Below are 23,052 nucleotides of genomic sequence, written 5' to 3'. Positions count from 1 at the left end.
TCTCTTCTTTCTGTCTTAACCCAGTAGGGGCGCTGCTGCGGTTGACCTGTGCTCATTGTCGGGCATCGCATGAACACGGCAGCCGGTACCCATCAGCCGACGGTCGTCTCCGACGGGGAACTGCGACCGGGTTCTAGGACGGGGCGGAGCCGAGGCCCGGCCTCGCCCGGATCCGGCACGAAGCCGTCGTCGACCCGGGTCTGCAGGGTGAACGACACCGTGCCGTCGTCGCCGGTGAAGTCGGAATACCACCACTCGAAGGCGTTCGGATCGTCGTTGTCGGCGGCGGTGTAGAACCCGTCCTCCCAGACCTCGATCCTGTCGCGCTTCAGGCCGACGCGGGCGTAGTCGGCGTCGGTATGGCCATAGGCTTGGGAGGTGTGGCCTTCGCCCGATGCGGTCGCACTTGGTGTGGCCGGTGCCGCCTGTGTGTTCCGGGGCCCTCCGCAGCCCGACAGCCCCAGGCCAGGCGCGGCGGTGAACATCCCAGCGGCGACTGCTTTGCGCAGAGGTGTGCGGCGGGAGGGTCCGGCACTGTTGTGCGCGATGTCGGAAGGCACACAGCAACGATGAGTCCCGTGATCGAGGGAACCTCCCTGCCGCCCTGTGCAGGGATGACATTCCCTCGGATGGATCAACGCTCCGCCCGTCGGGACGCTCATGATGCCTGTCATGTAGGGGCGATCAGTCGCCGACCGACTGATCGCCCGCGGCACAGAGCGGGAGATCGCCGGGCGTCAGTTCGTCCTGCAGCCGCAACATTCGCACTGCATACCTCCAGTGTCCGGCGTTGTCGGGGCGAACGGGACGCCGAAACTGAAGGCCGGCTCGGCGAAGCATTCGCCGACGCGGTGAGCGAGCCGTGCGGGCTGCCGAGGGGTTCGGCCGAACCTGGACGCGTGGTTCGGACAGGATCGAGACCCGGGGCATCTCTGAGGTGATCGACAGCCACGACCTCCTGGCCGGCATCTTTGACGGAGAGCAGAACCGGCTCGTCGTCCAAGCACTGACCTGACGAACCCTTCGGACGCCTTGCTCAGCGCCGGGTCCAGATGAGGATGGCAGCAAGGTGCAGTGCGGCCTGGTGAACGATGGCGAGCGGGCTCCCGGCATCATGCGACTCCGCCTCCGGCGTTGTCGTCAGTCGACGACGCTCCTTCCCCGAGCTCTCAGCCGCGTTCGAGCAGGGGAGGCCCCATCCGCTTCCTCCTCCGCCTTGGATTCGAAGCCGCATGACGCCGCTCGCTGATCCACTCTCTCCCGTGCACCAGGCCGTTACGGTCGTGAGGGTCCGGCGGCGACCGGCTCCGCTCTTGGTCTGTTCACCCCGGCCCCAGGCCTGATAACGTCCCCATGCACATGACCGACCGAGGAGGTGAGACCCATTAACGCTGTATCAGGCTGGGTGCTCTCCTCCCCCGCGGCTGTGCGGTTCATCTGACATAGGTGGCCCTGGGAGCGCCCGTAGGCATCCCGAAAGGCCACGAACCCATGTACTTCACCTCGGAGACGACCTCGAACGGCGTCTCGGAACGTCCGTTCACCCATGACGGCATCTCAGGTCTGCTCCGGTCACCCATCGGTGCCACCCGCAGGCGCCCCCTGGTGCTGCTGGGCCATGGCGGCGGCCGGCACAAGAGCGCGCAGGGCCTCGTGGCCCGGGCCCGCTGTTACGTGACTCGCTGCAGCTTCGCGGTGGCGGCCATCGACGCGCCCGGACAAGGCGACTGCCAAAGAACCGAGCAGGACGAGCAGTTCGCGGCAGGCATCAAGGAACGAATGTCCGCCGGCGAACTCATCGGCCCGCTCATCGCCCGGCACAACGCCTCGCTGGCGACGTGTGCCGTTTCGGAGTGGCAGTCCACCCTGGACGCCCTTCAAGACCTTGACCACGTCGACGCAAGCGGACCGGTGGGGTTCTGGGGCGTGTCACTGGGCGGCGCGATCGGCGTGCCCTTGGCCGCGGCCGAACCGAGGATCACTGCCGCTGTCTTCGGCTGCGCGGGCCACGAAACCCTGGCCGAGGCGGCGGCACAGGTCACGGTCCCGGTCGCGTTTCTGCTGCAGTGGAACGACGAGTTGGTGCCGCGCGACTCCGGCCTCGCGCTCTTCGACGCCTTTGCTTCCCGTGAGAAGTCGCTGCACGCCAACCCGGGCCGCCACGCGGGCATCCCCGCGTTCGAGCTGGAGAGCTCACAGCGCTTCTTCGCACGTCATCTCGTCCGAGACCTCGACGCCCCGTAGGCACGCCACTGACCTGCGTGGATCAAGCCGACGTACCGCTTCGGCGCTTCTCTCCGAAACACCGCTGAAAGGATCTTTGCCATGCCTGCCTTCTCCGCATATGACGGAACCAAGCTTGCCTACCACGTTTTCGGCGACGGATATCCCGTGGTCTGCCTGCCCGGAGGACCGACGGACTCCGTATACCTGGGAGACCTCGGTGGCCTTTCCACGCACCGGCAACTGATCAGGCTGGATCTCCGGGGAACCGGCCGGTCGGAGATGCCGGAGGATGCCGCCTCCTGCCGCTGCGACCGACTCGTCGACGACCTGGAAGCCCTGCGCGAGCACCTCGGCCTGGACCAGATGGACCTGCTCGCGCATAGCGCCGGCGCGAATCTGGCAGCACTGTACGTGGGCCGCCATCCGGAACGTGTCAGCAAGCTGGCGCTGATCACACCGAGCGTCCGGGCCGTCGACTTCACGATCACAGGCGACCTTCGGCGCGAGACGGCGCAGCTCCGCCGGGACGAGCCGTGGTTCCCGGCGGCGTTCGCGGCCTTGGAGGCGATAGTGGCGGGCAAGGCCACCAGCGACGCCTGGAAGGCCATCGCACCGTTTTCCTATGGCCGTTGGGACGAGGTGGCTCGGGCCCATCAGGCTGCTGGGGATGAGCAGATGAACATGGAGGTCGTGGCTGCCTTCGGTGCCGAGGGCGCTTTCGATCCGGACGCCGCCCGTGCCGCGCTCGCCCGGTTCGCTTCGCCAGTGCTCCTGCTCGCCGGAGAGGTCGATCCGGGTGCCCCTCCTCGCACGATGGCCGAGTTCGCCGGTCTGTTTCCGAACGCCGAGCTCGTCGTTCAGGCCGGAGCCGGGCACTTTCCGTGGCTCGACGACGCCGACCGGTTCGTGGCGACCACCGAGGCGTTCCTGGGATGGGCGACCGCGTCATCGCCATACCTGAGCGGTTCTGGCCGGCTCGGGCGTCGGTGACGGCTCGGCGGATCCTTGGGGAGAGGTACGTCGACTGCTCGGGAGTGAGGCTGCGCCGACCGGCTAGGCACCCCGCCGGAGGCTGGAACCGTCCACGAGGTCGTGCCCACGGTCATCGCCGGCGTCGTGCGAGAGCCGCTGCTGCCAACGGCCCAGCAGCAAGGGGTCGACCACGACGTGGCCGTCATCGCCGATGCCGACGAGGTCCCATAGGTTCAGCCAGGAGGCCGGTCCCACGCGTCCACCCACGTCCGGTGCCCGCGCCTCAGCCTCGGCGTCGGTGTCGGTGTCGGTGTCTGACGGTCCTGCAAGGAGGGCCTCCCGGCCCTGGCATGGCTGGGTCCCCTGTCGAAGCGATGACGATGACGTTGCTCTTGAGACGGAAAGCGGGTTGAGCCGGTGTGCTGATTTCACGCCGCCCGGGGTTGCTGAGGTCCTGCTCACCTGAGCTGGTGGATCGCGTAGCGGGGCGCAGGAAGGAGCGGCGCCGTCTGCCGTCGGTCGGTTCGGAGTGGCGGAATGCTCGACGCACGCCGTGCTGGACGCGGTGCGTTCGGCCGCCGGGCCGGTAATGGGCTGATGCGCAGGGGCAGCCCGCGAGAGGAGGCCGTCACGGGCGAGGGCGAGCCGTCTTTCACCAGTTCGTGAACAGGGCCAAAACCTTGGACCCGTGATCCCCGCCGGCGAAAACGGTCCGCGGGAGCCTCCGCCGGGGCTCCCGCGCGAGTGGAAGCCCGACACGTCCGGCGGAGGGCACTCGACCCGCCGTCCTGCCCGACGCCGCGGAGCGGGCGCGGCACCGCCGCATCGGCTCGCGCGCTGATCAGCGCGATACCGGCAGTCGATCGCCTGTCGGCAACCGCTACGGATGGTCACCGTCGCTGACTCCCTGGATTCCCCGGAGTCCGATTCTCTGCGCCCGGCACGTGCGGCCCTGTTCGACGCGATCTGACGGCAGGACCGAGAGATCCTTGAATCAGCAGTGGACTCGAAGGCGGGATGGACAGCCATGGACACACCGGCGAGCATGCCTCATGACTCCCTCACCTCCGCCTCGGCTCTTGCCATGGCGGCTCCGGATGGGACGCTGACCAGTTGGAGCACCGCTGCGGAACAGTTGCTCGGGTACTCCGCCGGTGAGGCCGTCGGTCGGCAAGCGGCGGCGCTGCTTGCATCGCCCCTCCCCATCGGCGTTCGTGAGCGTTGGGATCGCCAGGAGGGCTGGACCGGGCAGGTGGTACTCCACCACCGGGACGGCAGCGCAGTCGAGTGCCGGTTGCGGGCGCGTCCGCTGCCCACGGGTGATGGGCGAGCCAGTTGGCTGCTGGAGGGCGTCCCGGTGGAGGAGGAGGTGGACCGCGCCACGGACCCTCTGCTCTGCTGGTCGTTCTACCAGTCCCCGTTCGCCCTGGCGATCTACGACACCGAAGGCCGACTCCTGCGGGCCAACAAACCCATGACCAAGCAGCTCGCCGCCTCGGAACAGGATCTTCGCGGGCTCCGGATCACCGAGCACATGCCCGATCCTGGCTTCCGGGCCCCGGAACGGGCCCTTGATCGCGTGTTGCGGACCGGTGAGTCCGAGCACATCGAGAATTACGTCAAGGTGCCGGGAGAGCCCCAAGCTCACCCCTGGATCATCCACTTCACCCCGCTCAAGGACTCACTCGGGCTGGTGCACGGTGTGCAGTTGGCCGCCCTCGACTTCTCCGAGCAGTTCGCGGCCCGCGAACGCCTGGCGCTGCTCGATGACGCCAGCAGGCGTATCGGCAGCAGCCTGGACGTGGCCCGCACCGCCCAGGAACTGGCCGACGTGGCCGTGCCCGCCCTCGCGGACTTCGTCTCGGTCGATCTCCTCGACGCCGTGCTGCACGGCGAGGAGCCTCCGGCGGCCCCCCTCCACGGTCCCTTGCTGCTGCGGCGCGCGGCCGTCCGCCCCGACGTGAAGGCTGTCGTCACGGCCGGCGCGTTGTCCCGCTACCCAGAGTTTTCGCCGGTTGCTCGCTGCCTGACCACCGGTCGCGGCACCGTGCACCAGATCGGCGAGCCCGAGATCACCCGCTGGCTGACCCACGACCCGGACCGAACCGCCTGGGTGAGTCGGCACGGCGCGCACTCGCTGATGGCGGTGCCGCTGCGCGGCCGCGGCACCAACCTCGGCGTTGTGCTCTTCGTCCGTCTGGATCCGTCTGCAGGGCCGTACGGGCAGGACGACCTGCAGATCGCCGAGGAGCTTGTGGCGCGCGCCGCAGTCTGCCTCGACAACGCCCGCCGCTACACGCGCGAACACACCACGACTCTGGCCCTCCAGCACAGCCTCCTGCCACAGGGGATTCCCGAGCAGGCTGCTGTCGACGTGGCCAGCCGCTATTTGCCCGCAGACTCGAAGGTCGGTGTCGGCGGTGACTGGTTCGACGTGATCCCGCTCTCCGGCGCCCGAGTCGCCCTCGTTGTCGGCGATGTGGTCGGTCACGGGATCCACGCCTCCGCCGCCATGGGGCGCCTTCGCACCGCCGTACGCGCCCTCGCCGACGTCGATCTGGCCCCGGACGAGCTGCTTGCGCATCTGGACGACCTCGTCGTCCGGCTCGGATCCGGGCCCGAGTCCGGAGCCGAGGCGCCCTTCGGAGAACTCGGAGCCACCTGCCTGTACGCGGTCTACGACCCCACCTCCCGCAAGTGCTCACTCGCCAGCGCCGGCCACCTCTGGCCCGCTCTCGTGACCCCTGACGGCAAGGTGGAGATCCTCGAACTGCCCACCGGTCCGCCGCTCGGCCTGGGCGGGCTGCCATTCGAATCCGTTGAACGCGAACTGCCCGAAGGCAGCCTCCTGTCCCTCTATACCGACGGCCTTGTCCTGGCGCGCCATCGCGATGTCGACGCCGGCCTGCATGCGCTGCGCACAGCCCTCGCCGACACTGCTCCGTCCTTGGAGGCCACCTGCGACCACGTGCTCGATGCTCTGCTCGCCGAGCGGCCCGCCGATGATGTCGCGCTGCTCATCGCCCGTACCCGTGCCCTGGACAGCGGGCACATCGCCGTCTGGGATCTTCCCGCTGATCCGGCCTTTGTGGCCGAAGCCCGCTCTCGGACGACCGCCCAACTCCATGGCTGGGGGCTGGACGACCTGGCCTACGTCACCGAACTCGTGGTCAGCGAGCTGGTGACCAACGCGATCCGCTACGCTGCCGCGCCCATTCAACTGCGGCTGATCAAGGAAAGGACACTGATCTGCGAGGTCTCCGACGCCAGCAGCACCGCACCGCACCTGCGCCGTGCCCGCATCTTCGACGAGGGCGGACGAGGCCTCATGCTGGTCGCCCAGCTCACCGAGCGCTGGGGAATGCGGCATACCGGCACAGGCAAGACCATCTGGGCCGAGCAACCCCTTCCCGTGTAGGTGCGCGGGATCGATGAGAGGGTGCGCCGTTCGGCCCGGAGACACGGGCCTCGCACAGTGACTGGCCGCTGGGACAACGGTCCGCCCCGCCCGTCGGAGGTCGGTGACAGTTTGCCCGGATATGCTGCGTTTTGTGATCACGTTCCAACGGCTGCGACGCCGGCCTCCTCGCTACCGCGGCCCGTGGGAATCTGCGCTGCTGTCGCCTGTGATCCTGACTGCCTTCATCGCCGGCCTGGCGTTCGCCACACCGAGAGAGGTCGCCTTCAGCCGCCTGCTGCCCGCCGCCCCCGCCCTCGCCGCGTCCATCTGGCCCGTGCTCCCCACTGCCCTGCTGGGAGCGCTCTGCCTAGTGATCATGATCGGTCTCAGCCTCATCTACGCCGACCTGGGGATGGCATACACAGGGGCTGCGATCGTCGCGGTCACCGCGGCGGCCGCATACTCGAGCCACATCAGAATCCAGCGGGAGGAGGCACTCTTCCACATTCGCATCGTCGCCGACACAGCGCAGAAGGTGTTGCTGCGACCCCTGCCACGCAGCATCGGAGGCGTCGACATCGAGTCGCTCTATCTGGCGGCCCAGGCGCAGGCCAGGATCGGCGGCGACTTCTACGAGGCGGCCGACACACGGTACGGGGTCCGGCTGCTCATCGGCGACGTACGCGGCAAGGGCCTGTCCGCGGTAGGGGCAGCCTCAGCGGTGGTCAACAGCTTCAGGGAGGCCGCATACGACGAGCCCGACCTGAGAGGCATCATCCACCGCCTGGAGACCAGCACCGCCCGCCACAGCGCCGCGCATCCCGCCCAGGACCTGCCGGAGCGCTTCGCCACCGCCCTGCTCGCCGAGATCCCGCACGGCGCCGGCCACGTCAGACTCCTCAACTGCGGGCACCCCCCGCCGCTGCTCATGCACCACGGGGAGATCCGCGTCCTGGACCCCTCCGTCCCCTCGCCGCCCCTCAACCTCGCGGCGCTTCTCGGAGACGACTACACCATCGAAACCGTCGCCTTCGCCCCGGGCGACCAACTGCTGCTCTACACCGACGGTGTCACGGAGACCCGGGACCGTACCGGCGAGTTCTTCCCGCTGCCTGACTGGATGCGGCGGCAAAGCCCGGACACGCCCCGCGAGTTGATCGACCGGCTTCACGGGGATCTCCTCCGGTACAGCAACGGAAACCTCAACGACGACATCTCGGCCCTCGCCGTACGCCGCCCGAGAACCCCCGCCACCGAAGACATCGGTCACCCCGCTTAGCGGGCACCTGCCGCAGTGGCGGCCCCTGTGGGCGAGAGCGGCCCCGGGGTCATGGGCGACCTGGGCGCGGGTGGAGCGGACGCGGTGGAGTTCGGCCCACACTCGTGCTGCGGTCCAGTCGGCACACGAAGCCGCCGACAGATATGGGTGATCTTGGTCGAGAACCCGTCCACCAGGAGCTTCGTCATGTTGTGCAGCGATTCCACTCGCCTACGAAAAACCTCGGTCGGAAAAGACTCAGTGATCGAAGTCCGTCCACCCCGGAGATATCTGATCCGGTCGCTGTCTGTCGTCAGGGCGGCGCCTCACGGCCTCGGGCGCGGCCGTCACGTCCAGGCGTTCGATGGCGACCATGGCCGCATCGTCGCTCAGGTGACCGCCTGCATGACGCTGAAGATCGACCTTCAGGTGCGCCAGCAAGGATTCCGGATTCTTGGAGAGGCAGGCGGAGACCGCTTGCGGCAAGGAGTAGAAGACTCCTGAAGGGTCACGGGCTTCGATGACACCATCGGTGTACAGGAGCAGGACGTCACCGACATCGAAGGTGAACGTGTCGGTCGTGGAGGTCCCGGCCAGCAGATTGCCGAGTCCCAGAGGCGGCGAAGGATCTCGTGCCTCCAGCGGATTCACCAGGTCGCCACGCAGCAGAAGAGGCGGCGGATGTCCGCAACTGATCAGGTGGATCTCGCGAGATGCGTCAGGGATTTCGATCACCACTGCGGTGACAAACGTCTCCGACCCGTCAGCAGTCTCTGCTCGCTCCTGGTGTGCGTCAGCCGTATTGGCTGCCACACCCGTGTCCAGAAGAGCCACCAGTTCGGACAACTCGGTGTCCTTGTGGGCCAGTGCACGAAAAGCACCAAGCACATCGGCAGCCTCGCCGATGGCATCGAGGCCCTTGCCTCGCACATCTCCGACGATCATCCGGGTTCCGTCGCCGGCGCGTGCCTGCGCATACAGGTCGCCGCCCAGCTGCGCCTCGTCCTCTGCCGCCAGGTAGACCGTGGCAATGTGCAAGGGACCGCTCCGTACGGGCAGGGGGCGCATCACCACGTGCTGGGTGGCTTCAGCGACCGAGCGCAGCTGATTGAGCCGCTGATCGTTTCGCTCCCTCAGACCGGCGAGGAAGGCGGCGAACGCCGAGATCAGGAAGAGCGCGATGATCTGGTAGGTGTGATTGAGGTCGTTGAAGCTGGTGCGCATGACAGCTACCAGCGCCTGTGCAAGTACGGCAACCGCACCGACGAAAGCAGTCATGCGGAGACCTGCGAACGAGGCCGTCACGGCCGGCGCCGCGACGAGGAACGGACCGAGGTGGACCTCAGGCGGTACCAGGGCGTCGACGACGGTCACCAGGCCAACCAGACCGAACGGCACGGCCAGCAGTGCCTTCGAGTACGGTCCGTGCCGGTGCAGTGCCAAGTGACTGCTCCGGGAATCCACACTTCAGGGATACCGCATCCCTTCGCGGTCCGCCCGTGACAAACGCAGCGCCCACGACGCCCATGTGAAGGACCGCAGATCAGCTTGCCGGACGGAAATGGCTGCGAAGGGTTCGGCCCCACTCCGAAGGCGCGGCACGCTCTTCTGACGCTCTGACTCCCTGCGCCGTCGCGCTCACCCAGGGTGCCACCCAAACTCTGCGCCGCGCGGGAACTCTGCACCGCGCGGGTCGTGCAACCGTCTGCGAAGCGCCACCACGACGGCGGCGCAGGCGGCGCCGATCGCGATACCGCCGCCACAGGCCGGCAGACAGCGCACGGCGGTGCCCGACCAGCTGAAGACCTGGCACCCTCCACGACGACCCCGTCGGTGTTGCCGTATACCCACCCCCGGTGTGCACATGGGGGCGGCTTCCCGTCCCGACCTGCAGTGCCTCCGCCGCTGCGCGGTCGACGTCCGCCGCACCCTCGGCGCAGTCCACCCCGAGAGGAATCCTTGGCCGTTTGCCACTGAAGTTCGGCAACACCCCGGCTACACGTCCGAACTGGCATAGCATCGTCGAGACCTTGATCCCCATGTGCCGGGAGGCACCGTGAGCACGCTCGTCAACCGGCCGAACACCGCCCTGCTCGTCATAGACGTGCAGAACGGCGTCGTGGGCGAGGCGTACGCCCGGGACGGCGTCGTTGCCAACATCGGCACCCTGGTGGACAAAGCGCGCGACGCCGGCATCGACGTTGTCTGGGTGCAGCACAACAGCGACGAGCTGCCCCGGGACAGCGAGAGCTGGCAGTACGTGCCCGAACTCGTGCGGCGCGATTCCGAGCCCCTGGTGCAGAAGGCGTACGCCGACTCCTTCGAAGAGACCGACTTGGAGTCGGTACTCGCCACGCGCGGCATCAGCCGGCTCTTCGTCGCCGGCGCGCAGACCGACGAGTGCATCCGCTCGACGCTCCACGGCGCGATCACCCGCGGCTACGACGCGACACTGGTCGGCGACGCCCACACCACGGAAGACTTGTCGCAGTACGGAGCGCCGACACCCGACAAAGTCATCGCCCACACGAACCTGTACTGGAAATACCACACGGCTCCCGGCCGGACCGCGGGCACGGTCAACACCGCAGACGTCGATTTCGCTGTGAAGTCCAGCGCCTGAGTCGAGGCGTCGGCCTTCACCGTCGCCGGCCTCAAGGCCCGAGTGCCACTGGCGCACGCGGGGCCGAACCCGGCGATCATCGACTTCGTCCGCGGGATCGAACCGCAGCCCCTGGAGCGTCTGGAGAGGTTGTCGGGCCAGGAGCCACAGGGTGGGCGGCGCCGCTGCCGGACCGGCTGAAGATGCCCTGGAAGAAGTGATCGCCGCGCGCACCGCAGCGGCAACCGGCAGGACCGGGTCCCCCGACCGTCGGCCGCGGCCACGTACATGCGTGGCTGCCGGGCCGGTCGCACCGAGTTCGCACGGGAATGGCCAAGACGCCGCCCGACTCGGAATTCCCGTTCCCGCACCGGCGTTCTCGTACGCGTGGGTGATTCACACCTGCCGTGGACGATGGAGGAACCCTGTGCCGCCGATCTCCGAACCGTTGCGGAAGTTGGGGTTCCTGACCATCGGGTTGTTCGACGCCGCTGAGCCCCGTCGCGGCCACGAGTCGACGCTGCAGATCATCGAGCTGGGTGAGCGGCTGGGCTTCGACAGTGCGTGGGTGCGGCACCGGCATCTGCAGTACGGCATCTCCTCCCCCGTCGCCCTGCTGGCAGCGGCCTCCCAGCGCACCAGTCGCATCCAGCTGGGCACCGCGGTCATTCCGCTGGGCTGGGAGAACCCCCTGCGTCTGGCCGAGGATCTGGCGACGGTCGACATCCTGTCCGGGGGCCGCCTCAATCCGGGGGTCAGCGTGGGCCCGCCGATGCACTTCGCCAAGGTGCAGGGGGCGCTCTACCCCGACACCGCCGATGCCGAGGACTTCAGCTACGAGCGGGTCCGGCGGCTGCTGGACTTCGTGCGCGGCGCACCCGCGACCGACTTCAGCGGCGTCGAGGGCTTCGAGGTGTTCTCCGACCGCGTCCAGCCTCAGTCCGCCGGCCTGGGCAGCCGTATGTGGTACGGCGGCGCCAGCCTGCGGTCGGCCGAGTGGGCGGGTGCGCACGGCATGAACTTCCTCACCAGCAGCGTCGTGAAGGCGGAGAAGTCCGAGGACTTCGGCGAGATCCAGCTCTCGCACATCCGGACGTTCCGCGCCCATCACCCCGACGGCGACCGCGCCCGGGTTTCGCAGGGGCTCGTCGTCATTCCGACCGATTCCGCCTCGCCGGAGCAGCGCGCGAAGTACGAGGAGTACGCCCGCACGCGACTGCCGCGTACGGCCCAGCCGCAGGGACCGGCGCGCATGATGTTCGCGCCCGATCTCGTCGGGCCCTCCGCCGAGATCGCCGAAAGGCTCTACGCGGACGCCGCCTTCCGGGAGGTCGACGAGGTCGCGTTCGCTCTGCCGTTCACCTTCGACCACGACGACTACGTCCAGATCCTCACCGACATCTCCACCGTTCTCGGGCCGGCCCTGGGCTGGCGGCCCGGCTCCTGAGGCCCGGTACGCACAGGGCCCTGGCACCGGAGCGAGCGGTGACCGGGCCGGACTCAGGAGGGCGCCGTGGGACCAGTCGGTTTCCTGAAGCTGAGGCCGAGGGGCATCCTCCTCATGGGTCGCCTCGGCGGGTGCCACGGCCAGAGGTCGAAGACCGCCGAATCCCCTGCTGCCCCGGCTCGGCCGTCTGCGGGGGACCTCATCGTGAGGGCGAGACCAGGCCGAACTCGTAGGCGAGAATGACGAGGTGGACGCGGTCGCGTGCATCCAGTTTGGTGAACAGCCGTGCGAGGTGCGACTTGGCGGGCCGTCATCGCCTATGCGCTGATCGCTCCGGTCTGCGCGCTCATCGGGATGACGTTCGGCGCCGTCCTGCGACACGCCACGGCATCGATCGTGGCAGTCGTGGGGCTGCTGTTCATCGTCCCCCTGCTGTTCGGCGGCGACCGCTACAAGCTCCTCAAGGAGATCGGCAACTACCTGCCCCTCCACGCCGCGGGCCGACTGGGTCTCAATCCGAACTCCCACACCGACCTGGGCAAGTATCCAGGAACGATCACCGGCTCGTGGATCGCGCTCGCGGCCTGGGCGCTGGTCTCGGTGATTGTCGCTGTGGTTCTCGTGCGGCGCCGGGACGTGTGAGACCGGCCCTACGCAGGCGGCAGCCGCAACAGGTCGATGGGCGGGCCACCGATGCCGGTGGTCCGTGCGCCGCAGCCCGGGACCGGCGAAGCCCGAGGCGGGCCTCAGCACCCGGCCTACCGGGTGATCGAGCAATTCCGGGCCGACGACCTGCCCGGGAAAGTACCCAGACGCGCCTGGCGGCAACGCTCCGCAGGCGCCGGAGCCAAGGGACTGCGCATGGATGACCGGGCGGTGGCCGACCTCGTCCCCACCGTGCTCGTGCAGCGGCTCGGGGGCATCGTGCAATGGTCCGGCTGGGAGGTCCGGCATTGCCTGGACGCGCCTGCCGCAAACTGGGCTTGTCGGGGCGCGGTCCCGGCGCGGAACGTGTGACCCCGCTGTGCTGAGCAGTGGCGCCACCTCCCTGTAACGGCGCACGCCGCCGTAACGGCGTACGTCCCCGGAGCGAACGCTGCTCCGGGGACGTACGCGCCTGTGGCGTGCCGGCACTCGTCAGTGATCGTGCGGCGCGGGGTAGGCCTTGGGCAGGCGCATGCCGCGCTCGGCCATGATCTCCCGTACGTGGTTGGGGTAGTTGGTGATGATGCCGTCGACGCCCATGTCCATCAGCGCCTCGACCGTGGCCTTGTCGTCACAGGTCCACGGGATGACCTTCAGGCCGCGGGCGTGGGCCTCGGAGATCATCTTCTCGTCGGGGTAGAAGCGGAAGTCCGGGTCCGCGACGGTGCCGTTCTGCGGGAAGCCGTAATTGGGGGAGAGCGCGGTGACACCAGGGACAGCGGAAGCGGCCTTGACGAAGTCGCCGTCGTAGTCGTCGGCGTCGATGCCGCCCAGCCACGGGGAGGCTCCGGGCTTGCCGACCTGAAGGAAGTCGTAGTTGGTCAGCGCCACCAGCGGATAGGACGGCGCGATCTTGTGCATCTCCTTCAGCGCGCCCCAGTCGAAGGACTGGATGGTGACCTGCCGCTCGATCCCCGAGCGGTGGATCTCCTCGTGGACGCGGCGGACGAACAGCTCGCGCGGCGCGGTCTGCTCCGGCGCGCCCGCCTCGACCTTGGTCTCGATGTTGAGCTTGACCTGCTTGGCGTTGTAACTCTTGACGAGGTTGAGGACGTCCTTGAGCTCCACCATCCGGAAGCCCTTGATCTGCTCCTGCTCGGGGAAGCCGGGCAGCTGCTGGTAGCCACAGTCCATGGTCTTGATCTGGGCCAGCGTCAGGTCCTTGATGTACTTCCCGACGTACGGGTACATCGGGTCGCCCGGCGTCACCGGCCCGGTGTCCTTGCACTTCTGGGCGCTGACCTGCCGGTCATGGTTGACGACGACCTTCTGGTCCTTGGTGATCTGGGTGTCCAACTCCAAGGTGGTCACTCCGAGGCGCAGGGCCTTGGCGAAGCCCTCCAGGGACTCCTCGGTGGTCATGCCGATGCCGCCTCGGTGGGCCTGGAGGTCGAAGTGGGTCTGCTGGGGCGGGACGTGGCCGTTGTCAGCCGTGGCCGCGTGGGCCGTCGCGGGTACCACGAGCGCGGGTACGACGGCCAGCGCGGCGACTGCGTGCCGGAGGGACATGTGAACCTCATGTACATCGGACGAACTGGTCCCTGTGACGCTAAGCCGCGGTTCCAGCCCGTACGAAGCCCAGACGTGAGGGCATCGTGAATGCCTGGGAAACTGTTGTTTGTTCACAGGGCGCCGGAGCGAAACGCCCCACGTGATCGTGACTCAGGTGAGGTGGGCCTCGGTGTGCTGGGCCGGCCTCGTCGCGGCGCATTGAGTCAGCGCGGCACCAGGGTGAACAGCGCGACGACGAGCAGGACCAGCAAGGCCCAGCCGAGCACCCCGACTTTCCGGCGCTGCGGGTTGCGCCCCTGGCGCCATGCGTTGACCTCGTGCGGAGCGTCTCCCATGGTCGACCATCCTACGACCTGACGTCCACGGCGGGGTCGGTTCGTGTCCACCGTCCATGGGCGGGGGCCTGTGGACCCTCTGCGGACCAGGAGGTCCTCTCGGCTGTCAAGCCGTGTTCCACTTCTGGGTGGGGTTCCTCATGGGCAGCAACCGGAGCGGCCGAGAGCCGCCGGTGATCTCAGAACCACCACGCCGGTGGCGGGCCGATCCACGAAAGCGGCCCTTCCCGACCAGGGGCGGCAGCGGCTCAACCCGGTGGCAGCCGACGGGGAAGGGGCGCAAAGCACCCCGAGTGCCCCCATACGCGCAGATGGGTGATTTCGACTACCCTCGAAAGGTGTGCAGAAAGCCGCTGAGCACGAAGTCTGGACAGCGAGGTCAGGACATGACCAGGAAGCCGAAGCCATCCCAGCCCTCGGACGACGAGGCGCCGAGCCCGTACAAGGGGGCGGCAGAGCGCGATCTGCACGCCCACGAAGAACGGCACGACGACCTCGATCCGAAGCCGCTGGCCTCGACTGCCCGTCAGCAGTACACGCAGGACCGGAGCAGCGTGCAGGAGCACGCCGTGGACCGTCCGGAAGAGGCGGTCGGTGAGGCGCGCCGGCTGGCGTGTCGACACCTCGATGGTTGAGGAAGCGGCCACCGGCCGCTCGTGAACCACAGGCCCGGCCCGCCCGGGCGCTGCCCGATCCGGCCGTTGGGGACCTGCCCGAAGCCCTGTCCGTCGACTGACCGTCCGGCAGCATCACGGCACACAGAGAAGGTGTTCCACCATGGAGCGAGGAAGCAACCAGGTCAGTCCGCACAAGGACGATGCGAGGAAGCACGAACTGCAGGGCTATCTGAGGTCCGGCCGCTTCACCCATGCCGAGGAGACCTACGATCCCGAGCCGGCGGCCGACGACGACGTGCGCGTGGACGCGGGTGGCCCCGTGCCCCCGCCCGGCGAGGAAAGGGACCGGATACGTGCCGAGAGGGCGGCCGAAGCCCTGAGGTCCGATCTGGCGCGCCACCTGAATCGCACGGCCTTCCCGGGCAATCGTTCGTCACTCGTGCAGACCTTGTCGAAGGAGCATGCTCCGGACACTCTGGTCGATGCGGTGCGTGAACTGCCCGGGGACGAGCGCTACAAAAACGCGGGGCAGATCGTCCGGGCGCTGGGCCATCGGCCCCACGCCTGACTACGCGGAATCATCGCATCGTCGGCCCCGTCCACGCGTGAAGGTGCCTCCGCGGCCGATGCGATCTTCTCGTAGGAGGCGATCCTGCTGGAGCGCCACAGCATGACGCCACACGAAGGGGCGGCGACAGTTCCTGCATCGCGTGCCAGGTCCCGTCACGCAGTGCGTGACCGGCCAGGATCCGCTCCCGGCCCCGGGTGCCCGCGCCTGCAGATCCACCCCGTCGGCCGGGCCACCTCGCGATGGGCCCCAGGCGCAGCCGGCTGCCGTTGTGCACGATGGCCCGCAGCCGGACCACCGGCCGCTGGAGGAGACAACCGCCCGGGGTGCTTCCACGCGCCTTGAGCGGCGCACAACCGGCCTGCCACCCCCGGGCGACGCACACCCGGCGGCCGGGAGCGGCCTCAAGCAGCCAGTCGGGGGGATGCACTGTGGGGGTGCCTGAGGGCAAGAAGATCGCGTGCGGTCATCGTGTCCGCAATCCTCATGTGCGGAGCCGCCTCGGAGCAGCGGTGCCGGCGCTCCAGGACGCGGGCGAGAGCGAGGTGGGCAGAGGCGTGGGCGGGCTCGTCACGCAGGACGTGACGCAGCTCCGCCTCGGCCAGGGAGAGCTGCGCCGTGTAGTAGTACGAACGGGCGAGGAGCATCCGCAGGTCCAGGTCGCGCGGCGCTGCGGCGACCAGGTCCGTGAGAACTCGGGAGGCCGCGCGGTATCGCTGGGATTCGAAGAGGCGGCTCGCATATTGCCGCCGCTCGCCCCAGCTCACTCCCTGTATACCGGCCATCACGTTCTCCGTTCACTGCGCGAGCATTCGTTCAGCGGTTCAGGCAGCTGCCTGAGGTATTCCGAGACGCGGGGAGTCGATGAGCCCGTCGCCCGACCGTTGAAACTTCGTTGAAGCTTGAATCATTCCCGTGCGGGTTCCGCCGTCGAGAAGGAGACGCGGAAGGGGCGTCGTCGAGCGATTCGTCCCTCCGTGGGCCTACGGAGGCTGGTACGGGCGCGGGAACGACGGGCTCGGCGCGGCAAAGGGCTGGATATGCATCCGCTCGCGGGGTGAAACCGTCGGTGCGGCCGCCGCCCTTCGGGACGACCAGGTCCTGCACCCGACGCCCGGCCGTCACGTACCGCCCGGCCCCGCTCCCACCCTCGACGGCCGCTCGGCCGACCGCGTCGAGGCGCCACCCGACGGGGAGCGTCCTTCCATATGGACGCTCTTGCGTCGTCGAGAACCCTGCAGAAAGTCCACGGGCTCTCGTGTTGCTCATCCGGCTTCGGGACGGAGGATGCCGACGTCAGACACGGGTCGTGCGATCTCGGTATCGTCCCCCTGCCGTGGGGCGACCAGCACCGACACCGCTCGACTGCGCGCTCTGCCGTCACCGCCCGGAAAATCTCTCCAGCACGCGGCGCACCTGCTCGTTCATTGCGGCGCTGCCCTGGTGTCCGGCGTCGTCGAAGACCAGCAGTTCCGATCCCGGCCAGGCCCGGGTGAATTCCCAGGCGGTATCAAGCGGACAGCTCAGATCGTGTCGGCCATGCATGATCACGCCGGGGATCCCGGCCAGGCGCCCGGCGCCGCGCAGCAGCGCGCCGTGCTCCAACCAGCCGTCATAGGCGGCGTAATGGGCACATATCCGCGCGAACGCCACCAGCGCGTCCGACGCCCGGTCGCTGTAAGGAGCCGGCTTGCCGTTGGGCTCCAGGGAGAGGACAGCGTCCTCCCAGGCGGCCCAGTCGAGGGCCGCCTGTGCCCGCACACCCGGGTCAGGGTGGTCCAGGAGCTTCCCATAGGCGGAGACCAGGTCATCGCCGCGCTCACCCTCGGGCACGCCGTCCCTGAACCGCTCCCACTGCTCGGGGAAGAGTCGCGCGACCCCGCCGCGGTACAGCCAGTCGACCTCCGACCGGCCCATCGTCCAGAACGCCGGCAGCACCATCTCCGACACTCGTTCCGGATGACGTTCCGCGTAGGCGACCGACAGCGTCGACCCCCACGACCCGCCGAAGACCAACCACCGTTCAACGCCCAGGTACGCGCGCAACTGCTCCATGTCGCGCAGCAGGTGCTCTGTGGTGTTGAGACGCATGTCTGTGGCGGGATCGCTCGCGTGCGGAGTGCTGCGTCCGCAGCCCCGCTGATCGAACAGGATGATCCGGTAGCGCTCCGGATCGAATGCCTTGGGGGTTCCGGACGGACTCCCGCTGCCGGGGCCACCGTGCACGATGAGCGCCGGCTTGCCGTCCGGGTTCCCGCGCTCCTCCCAGTACACAAGGTTGGCGTCGCCCACGTCCAACATTCCGTGGTCACGGGCCGCGGTCGAGGAGAAGGCGGCAGGCATGCAGTGATCTCCTACGACGGCAACATGGTCGGTCTCGACCGTACAGGGTTCCCCGGGGGCTGCCGCGGCAGGTCAGCTGACGGACCGTCGTTCAGCCGGCATTCATATCGTCAGGTCGCGCCCGCCAGGCGGTGACCCTCAAGGAGCGATCCCGTACACGACCTCCGTGTCCGGGCACTGCGCCGCGACGCGGGCGACGGCCGGCGGAAGCTGTCGTCGGAACAGCCGTCGAAGATCTGCTCAGCGGCAGCCCGGAGATCACCGGTGAACCCTCGCTGACGCAACCGTTCGAGGGGCGGACGCGTCCGCCCCTCCTCTTTCGCCGTACCTGACCGAGCGCATCCGGCGCTTCCACGAGCACTCCCCCCTGAACCGACGGGCTACGGCCGGGCTGCCTGACTCCGTCGAGGACGCCGTCGAGCAGGTCGAGTTCGAGCACCGTTGGCTACCCCGGCCGGCGCCGGTCATGCCCGTCGCCGCGCCCGAGACGATCGCCCTGGGACGACCCGTCGAGAGCTGTCCCTGGCCGTGGGCCGTGTGCCGTGGGGCCGACGGCGAACGGCCGGCGGACGGCCGGCGTGGCGTGTCGCTGTTGGGACATGTCGCAGGTGCGACACGTGAGGTCAGTGACACGTCCGGCTTCATCAGCCGATTCTTTCGAACAGGTTGTGACCCCCAGCTGTACGAAAGGTCTTTCGCTGATGAGATGGATCCGCTTGACGGCGGCTGTATCGACAGGATTGATGCTGGTTGCCGGAGGCCTGCCGGCCGCCGCCGCGACGCGGACGGCTGCCACCGGGACCGCCACTCGACCCGCCGCCGTGCCGGGAGCTCGGGCCGCGACCGTACGGCTGGTGACCGGTGACCGGGTGACCGTGACATGGCTGCCCGGCGGACGGCGCACCGCGTCGGTGCAGCCCGGACCCGGGCGCGAGCACATCCCCTTCCGGACGCTGGAGGGGGACGACAAGGCGCTGACCGTGCTGCCGTTCGACGCCGAGGCGTTGGTGTCCGCCGGCACACTGGACCGTCGGCTCTTCAACGTGACGGCCCTGATCGCCGATGGCTACGACGAGGCCCACACCTCCATGCTTCCGGTGATCGTCTCCTCGGAGCCGTCACGGGTCGGGGCCAGGGTCAGCTCGCAGGCGGCGAAGGCCGCCGCGGCCACTGCTGACCGGCTGGTGGCGTTCAAGGCGGCCGCGACGCCCGCCCGTAGGCTGGAGAGCCTCGACGCGCGGTCGCTGCGGGTCGCCGACGACGACCTGGGCCGCTTCTGGAAGACGCTGAACCCCGGCGGAAAGTCGGACGCCGCCCGTGCCGCGGTGGCTCCGCGGGTCTCGCTGGACGGCAAGGTGAAGGCCGTGCTGGACCGCAGTACCGCGCAGATCAACGCGCCCACCGCTTGGAAGGCCGGCTACGAGGGCCAGGGCGTGAAGGTGGCCGTGCTGGACACCGGTGTCGACGCGGGCCACCCCGACCTGGCCGGTCGCATTGCGGAGGCGAAGGACTTCTCCGGCAGCCCGAGCACGGACGATCACTTCGGCCACGGCACGCACGTCGCCTCGATCGTCGGCGGCACGGGCGCCGCGTCGTCGGGCACCCGGCGCGGTGTCGCGCCCCACGCCGACCTGCTGATCGGCAAGGTGCTGGGCGACGACGGCTACGGCTCGGAGTCCTCCGTCATCGATGGCATGGAGTGGGCTGCCGCCGAGCACGCCAAGGTCGTCAACATGAGCCTCGGTTCGGACGCCGATACCGATGGCACCGACCCGATGAGCCAGGCCGTCAACACCTTGACCGCGTCCACCGACACGCTCTTCGTGGTCGCCGCGGGCAACGCGGGCCCGGGCCCCTCCACCGTCGGTTCTCCGGGAGCGGCCGACGCCGCGCTGACCGTCGGGGCCGTCGACCGTGACGACTCCCTCGCCCCCTTCTCCAGCCGCGGCCCGCGGCAGGGGGACAAGGCGGTCAAGCCCGACGTGACCGCACCCGGGGTCGGCATCGTCGCCGCCCGCGCGTCCGGCACCACCATGGGCACCCCGGTCGATGCCAACTACACCTCCGCGTCGGGCACTTCGATGGCGACCCCGCATGTCGCCGGTGCCGCCGCGCTGCTGGCCCAGCAGCACCCCGACTGGGGCGCCCAGCAGCTCAAGGACGCCCTGATCAGCACCTCCCACACGGTGCCCGGCACCAAGGTGACCGAGCAGGGCGGCGGCCGCATAGACCTGGCCACGGCCATGGGCCCTGTCACGGCCACCGGCAGCGTCACCCTCACGCCCCTTGAGGCCGGCGGCGCACGGGGCCAGACGGCCACCGTCCGCTACACCAACATCGGCGACAAGCCGGTGACGCTCTCCCTGGCCGCCACCCTGGCCACCGACACCGGGCGCGCCCTCGCCGACGGCGCGGTCACCCTCGGCTCCCGCACCGTGCAGCTGGCCCCCGGCGCCACGGCCGAAGTACCGCTGCACACCGACGCGGCGAACGCCGTCCGCGGCAACTACTACGGCTACGTCACCGCCGCATCTGCCGACGGCACCGTGCTCGCCCACACCACTGTGGCCCTGAACGTGCACGCCCCGGTGCACAAGCTCACCGTGGTCGCCCGCGACCGCGACGGCAAGGTCATCGCGGGCGCCGCTCCGGTGATCTGGGGCGCCGACGGCTTCGTGAACTACACGAGCATGGAGCCGGCCGTCGCCGAAGTGGAGGAGGGCACCTACCAGCTCAGCTTCGGCACGCTGGACAGGGCGGCCGACGGCCAGGAGCTGCGCGAGGTGGTCAACCCGGAGGTGAAGGTCACCAGGGACATGTCGGTGACGCTCAACGCCGCCGACACCACCCCGGTGCAGATCCGCACGCCCCGTCCTGCCGAGCAGCGCGGTGTGCTCAGCTACCAGACGTACCGGAAGATCGACGGCAACGGCCTGATCCAGGGCGTGATGTTCTTCGACATCGCCAAGCGGATCTACGTCAGCCCCACCGCTGCGGTCACTGACGGCGACTTCGAGTTCTCCTCACGCTGGCAGATGGTGGCCCCGCAGCTGCGGGCAAAAGTCTCCGGTACATCGCTGGGCTTCAGCCCGTATTACGTGAACAACTCCCCGCCCTTCAGCGACAAGGGAGCACGACTGACCGCCGTGGACGCCGGCAAGGGCACGAGCGCCGAGCTTCGCGCCGCACACGTACGCGGCAAGCTGGCCGTCGTCCGCTGGGACTTCTCCGACGACCGGGCGCTCGCGCAGGCCGCGGCGGACGCCGGGGCCAAGGCACTGATGCTGGTCGTGGAGGACGGCTTCTACCCCTGGACGCGATGGAGCCCGACCGGTGACCGGATGGCCCTGCCCACCATGCGTGCCGGCACGGCGGAAGGCACCGCGGTGCTCGAGCGCGCCAAGGAACGGACCACGACGGTGGAGTTCTCCGGCACGGTCCGCAGCCCGTACCTGTACGACGTGATGCAGGTGTCCAAGGGCTCCGTCCCCAAGCGGCTGGTGTACACCGTCTCCGAGCGCGAGAGCGCCGTGGTCCGCAGCACGTACACCCGCACCGGTGCCTCGTCCTGGGCGAGCGAGCAGCGTTTCGGATGGCGGCCGTACCAGGACACCGCGTGGAACCAGTACACGCGCTACGTTCCGGCGGGACAGGAACGCGTCGAGTACGTGACCGGCGGTGACACGCTGTGGAAGCACGTCGTGCACCACAACGTCATCGACGTCCCCGACTTCCCGCTGGCGGCCGGCATGCACGACGACCCGCGCACCTACCGGCCGGGCCAGCGCGCCACGGAGCGGTGGTTCGGAGCGGTGGTCCGCCCGTCGATCCCGCGTGGTGGGCACCTGCCGTCGGTGCGCAACGGCGACACCCTGTCGGTGTACGTGCCGGAGTTCAACGACTCCGGCACCGGCCACTGGTCGTTCGCGGAGGCCGACCCCTTCGGTGGCGGCGTCGGCACCGGCGTCACGGCGGCCGCGATGAGCGACACGGCCACGGCGGCGCTGTACCGGAACGGGAAGCGGATCGCCGAGTCCGACCACGGCGCGTGGGGCAACTTCGAGGTGCCCGCGGGCAACGCCGAATACAGGATGGACCTGACGACCGCCCGTACCTCGGACGACTGGCGCTTCGGCACCGGCACGCGAACGTCGTGGACGTTCCGCTCCGACACCGCAGCCCGCACGGCCCTGCTGCCGATGCTTCAGGTCGACTACACCGTGCCGGTCGACGTCCGGAACGCGGTGGGCCCGCAGCGCAGGCACACTCTCGGCCTGGACGTCCGGATGCAGGACGGCATGGCGGCGCCGCGCGGCGTGACGCTGAAGGTCGAGACGTCCTACGACGACGGGCGCACCTGGGCCACTGCCACCACGGCCCGCAAGGGCAGCGGCTTCACCGCCACCGTGGAGCGGCCGACTCCGGTGCACGGCGACGCGTACGTGACGCTGCGCGTGACCGCGGAGGACGCGGCCGGTAACACCGTCCGGCAGACGGTGGACCGCGCCTACCTGCAGCGCGGCACCGCGTGAGTCGCCGGGAACGCTAGCCCGGATCGATCGGGCTGAACCGCGGCGGTGCCGGGGAGTGTGAACCCTGGCACCCGCCGTGCCCCGTCCCGGCCCACTTACGCCCAACGCCCCGCCCAGGCACCTCACGCCCCGTCGGCCGGCCGTCGGCGCCCGCGCGTCACGCCGACCCCGCGGGCCTCCAGCATCCGATGAACGGACCGACACATCCGATATCTCCGGGCGCGTCCCGCCCCGGGGACACGCGCGGAACCCGCGGGCCGTTAGAGGGAATCCAATCCCCGTTCACCCATGCCGCGTTGAGGCGCTGATGGTACGAGCCAGCATGGGACGGTTCTCCAGACACATTGAGATGTCTCATTCGGGTGAGTCTCCGGAGCCCTCCCGAAGCCGATTTGGAGTGCCCGTTGGGGTGACTGTCGGGCTCTTCCACCTAACTGGAGTACGCATCGGTTCCAGGGCGGCCACTACAAGCGTGACCGGGGCAAGCCAGCAGGTAAGGGCTGTCCCGTGTGCGAGGCGTCCCACGGGAGCGTGA

General features: G+C 69.1%; 17 protein-coding genes and 2 pseudogenes. 12 read left to right on the top strand and 7 right to left on the bottom strand.

Annotated elements, in window-relative coordinates:
* Positions 1–92: 92 nt before the first annotated feature.
* Positions 93–560: a hypothetical protein gene (locus tag OG395_RS45465; protein WP_327248149.1), complete on the bottom strand. Its 468-nt coding sequence runs from the start codon at positions 558–560 to the stop codon at positions 93–95.
* Between the two features lie 302 nt (positions 561–862).
* Here OG395_RS45465 and OG395_RS45460 point away from each other — a divergent pair, with 302 nt between their 5' ends.
* The 5 genes from OG395_RS45460 (at position 863) to OG395_RS45440 (ending at position 7,877) form a co-directional block, all read left to right on the top strand.
* Entirely contained in the window at positions 863–1,015 is a 153-nt protein-coding gene (locus OG395_RS45460; RefSeq protein WP_327248148.1) for a hypothetical protein, read from the top strand.
* A gap of 476 nt (positions 1,016–1,491) precedes the next feature.
* Complete coding sequence (locus OG395_RS45455) at positions 1,492–2,244, top strand: alpha/beta hydrolase (RefSeq protein WP_327248147.1); 753 nt, start codon at positions 1,492–1,494, stop codon at positions 2,242–2,244.
* A gap of 81 nt (positions 2,245–2,325) precedes the next feature.
* Positions 2,326–3,216, top strand: coding sequence for an alpha/beta fold hydrolase (locus tag OG395_RS45450; protein ID WP_327248146.1), 891 nt, complete (start codon positions 2,326–2,328; stop codon positions 3,214–3,216).
* Between the two features lie 1,027 nt (positions 3,217–4,243).
* Positions 4,244–6,616: a SpoIIE family protein phosphatase gene (locus OG395_RS45445; protein WP_327248145.1), complete on the top strand. Its 2,373-nt coding sequence runs from the start codon at positions 4,244–4,246 to the stop codon at positions 6,614–6,616.
* Between the two features lie 208 nt (positions 6,617–6,824).
* Positions 6,825–7,877: a PP2C family protein-serine/threonine phosphatase gene (locus OG395_RS45440; protein WP_327248144.1), complete on the top strand. Its 1,053-nt coding sequence runs from the start codon at positions 6,825–6,827 to the stop codon at positions 7,875–7,877.
* Positions 7,878–8,114: 237 nt separating this feature from the next.
* On the opposite strand, the gene OG395_RS45435 is transcribed toward OG395_RS45440, so the two are convergent.
* On the bottom strand, positions 8,115–9,230 hold the full coding sequence (locus OG395_RS45435) for a PP2C family protein-serine/threonine phosphatase (protein WP_327248143.1): 1,116 nt from the start codon (positions 9,228–9,230) through the stop codon (positions 8,115–8,117).
* 682 nt (positions 9,231–9,912) lie between these two features.
* Between OG395_RS45435 and OG395_RS45430 the strand changes: the two genes are divergently transcribed.
* The 3 genes and pseudogenes from OG395_RS45430 (at position 9,913) to OG395_RS45420 (ending at position 11,905) form a co-directional block, all read left to right on the top strand.
* Positions 9,913–10,479 (top strand): isochorismatase family protein, encoded by a 567-nt coding sequence (locus OG395_RS45430; protein WP_327248142.1) that lies wholly within the window; start codon positions 9,913–9,915, stop codon positions 10,477–10,479.
* A 15-nt stretch (positions 10,480–10,494) separates the two neighbouring features.
* Positions 10,495–10,632, top strand: a pseudogene (locus tag OG395_RS45425) (AraC family transcriptional regulator); the annotation flags it as partial.
* A gap of 253 nt (positions 10,633–10,885) precedes the next feature.
* Entirely contained in the window at positions 10,886–11,905 is a 1,020-nt protein-coding gene (locus tag OG395_RS45420) for an LLM class flavin-dependent oxidoreductase (protein WP_327248141.1), read from the top strand.
* Positions 11,906–12,104: 199 nt separating this feature from the next.
* Here OG395_RS45420 and OG395_RS45415 read toward each other — a convergent pair.
* A pseudogene (locus tag OG395_RS45415) lies at positions 12,105–12,209 on the bottom strand (DNA-binding response regulator); the annotation flags it as partial.
* Here OG395_RS45415 and OG395_RS45410 point away from each other — a divergent pair.
* Positions 12,191–12,547, top strand: a complete 357-nt coding sequence (locus tag OG395_RS45410) for a hypothetical protein (RefSeq protein ID WP_327248140.1) — start codon at positions 12,191–12,193, stop codon at positions 12,545–12,547. The pseudogene OG395_RS45415 and the gene OG395_RS45410 overlap by 19 nt on opposite strands.
* A gap of 495 nt (positions 12,548–13,042) precedes the next feature.
* Here the strand turns inward: OG395_RS45410 and OG395_RS45405 are convergent, their stop codons facing one another.
* Both OG395_RS45405 and OG395_RS45400 read right to left on the bottom strand, forming a co-directional pair.
* On the bottom strand, positions 13,043–14,119 hold the full coding sequence (locus tag OG395_RS45405) for a glycerophosphodiester phosphodiesterase family protein (RefSeq protein WP_327248139.1): 1,077 nt from the start codon (positions 14,117–14,119) through the stop codon (positions 13,043–13,045).
* A gap of 206 nt (positions 14,120–14,325) precedes the next feature.
* On the bottom strand, positions 14,326–14,457 hold the full coding sequence (locus OG395_RS45400; protein ID WP_266989336.1) for a hypothetical protein: 132 nt from the start codon (positions 14,455–14,457) through the stop codon (positions 14,326–14,328).
* A 386-nt stretch (positions 14,458–14,843) separates the two neighbouring features.
* On the opposite strand from OG395_RS45400, the gene OG395_RS45395 reads away from it, so the two are divergent.
* Both OG395_RS45395 and OG395_RS45390 read left to right on the top strand, forming a co-directional pair.
* A complete protein-coding gene (locus OG395_RS45395) occupies positions 14,844–15,092 on the top strand; it encodes a hypothetical protein (protein WP_327248138.1) in 249 nt (82 codons plus the stop codon).
* A 142-nt stretch (positions 15,093–15,234) separates the two neighbouring features.
* A complete protein-coding gene (locus OG395_RS45390; RefSeq protein ID WP_327248137.1) occupies positions 15,235–15,642 on the top strand; it encodes a DUF2795 domain-containing protein in 408 nt (135 codons plus the stop codon).
* A gap of 404 nt (positions 15,643–16,046) precedes the next feature.
* Here the strand turns inward: OG395_RS45390 and OG395_RS45385 are convergent, their stop codons facing one another.
* Positions 16,047–16,427: a tetratricopeptide repeat protein gene (locus tag OG395_RS45385; protein WP_327248136.1), complete on the bottom strand. Its 381-nt coding sequence runs from the start codon at positions 16,425–16,427 to the stop codon at positions 16,047–16,049.
* Positions 16,428–17,022: 595 nt separating this feature from the next.
* The gene (gene pip / locus OG395_RS45380) at positions 17,023–17,985 is read right to left on the bottom strand and encodes a prolyl aminopeptidase (RefSeq protein ID WP_327248135.1); all 963 of its coding nucleotides are present in this window, start codon (positions 17,983–17,985) and stop codon (positions 17,023–17,025) included.
* Positions 17,986–18,728: 743 nt separating this feature from the next.
* Between pip and OG395_RS45375 the strand changes: the two genes are divergently transcribed.
* The gene (locus tag OG395_RS45375; RefSeq protein ID WP_327248134.1) at positions 18,729–22,517 is read left to right on the top strand and encodes a S8 family peptidase; all 3,789 of its coding nucleotides are present in this window, start codon (positions 18,729–18,731) and stop codon (positions 22,515–22,517) included.
* Positions 22,518–23,052 lie beyond the last annotated feature (535 nt).

This window comes from Streptomyces sp. NBC_01320, assembly GCF_035974375.1.
Taxonomy (GTDB): Bacteria; Actinomycetota; Actinomycetes; order Streptomycetales; family Streptomycetaceae; genus Streptomyces; species Streptomyces yanii.
This window is presented reverse-complemented; position numbering and strand designations above follow the sequence as displayed.

Coding starts and splice junctions, on each gene's coding strand:
- OG395_RS45390 (WP_327248137.1), top strand. CDS start 15,235: ATGGAGCGAGGAAGCAACCAGGTCAGTCCGCACAAGGACGATGCGAGG.
- OG395_RS45375 (WP_327248134.1), top strand. CDS start 18,729: ATGCTGGTTGCCGGAGGCCTGCCGGCCGCCGCCGCGACGCGGACGGCT.
- OG395_RS45400 (WP_266989336.1), bottom strand. CDS start 14,457: ATGGGAGACGCTCCGCACGAGGTCAACGCATGGCGCCAGGGGCGCAAC.
- OG395_RS45455 (WP_327248147.1), top strand. CDS start 1,492: ATGTACTTCACCTCGGAGACGACCTCGAACGGCGTCTCGGAACGTCCG.
- OG395_RS45395 (WP_327248138.1), top strand. CDS start 14,844: ATGACCAGGAAGCCGAAGCCATCCCAGCCCTCGGACGACGAGGCGCCG.
- pip (WP_327248135.1), bottom strand. CDS start 17,985: ATGCCTGCCGCCTTCTCCTCGACCGCGGCCCGTGACCACGGAATGTTG.
- OG395_RS45385 (WP_327248136.1), bottom strand. CDS start 16,427: ATGGCCGGTATACAGGGAGTGAGCTGGGGCGAGCGGCGGCAATATGCG.
- OG395_RS45450 (WP_327248146.1), top strand. CDS start 2,326: ATGCCTGCCTTCTCCGCATATGACGGAACCAAGCTTGCCTACCACGTT.
- OG395_RS45445 (WP_327248145.1), top strand. CDS start 4,244: ATGCCTCATGACTCCCTCACCTCCGCCTCGGCTCTTGCCATGGCGGCT.
- OG395_RS45405 (WP_327248139.1), bottom strand. CDS start 14,119: ATGTCCCTCCGGCACGCAGTCGCCGCGCTGGCCGTCGTACCCGCGCTC.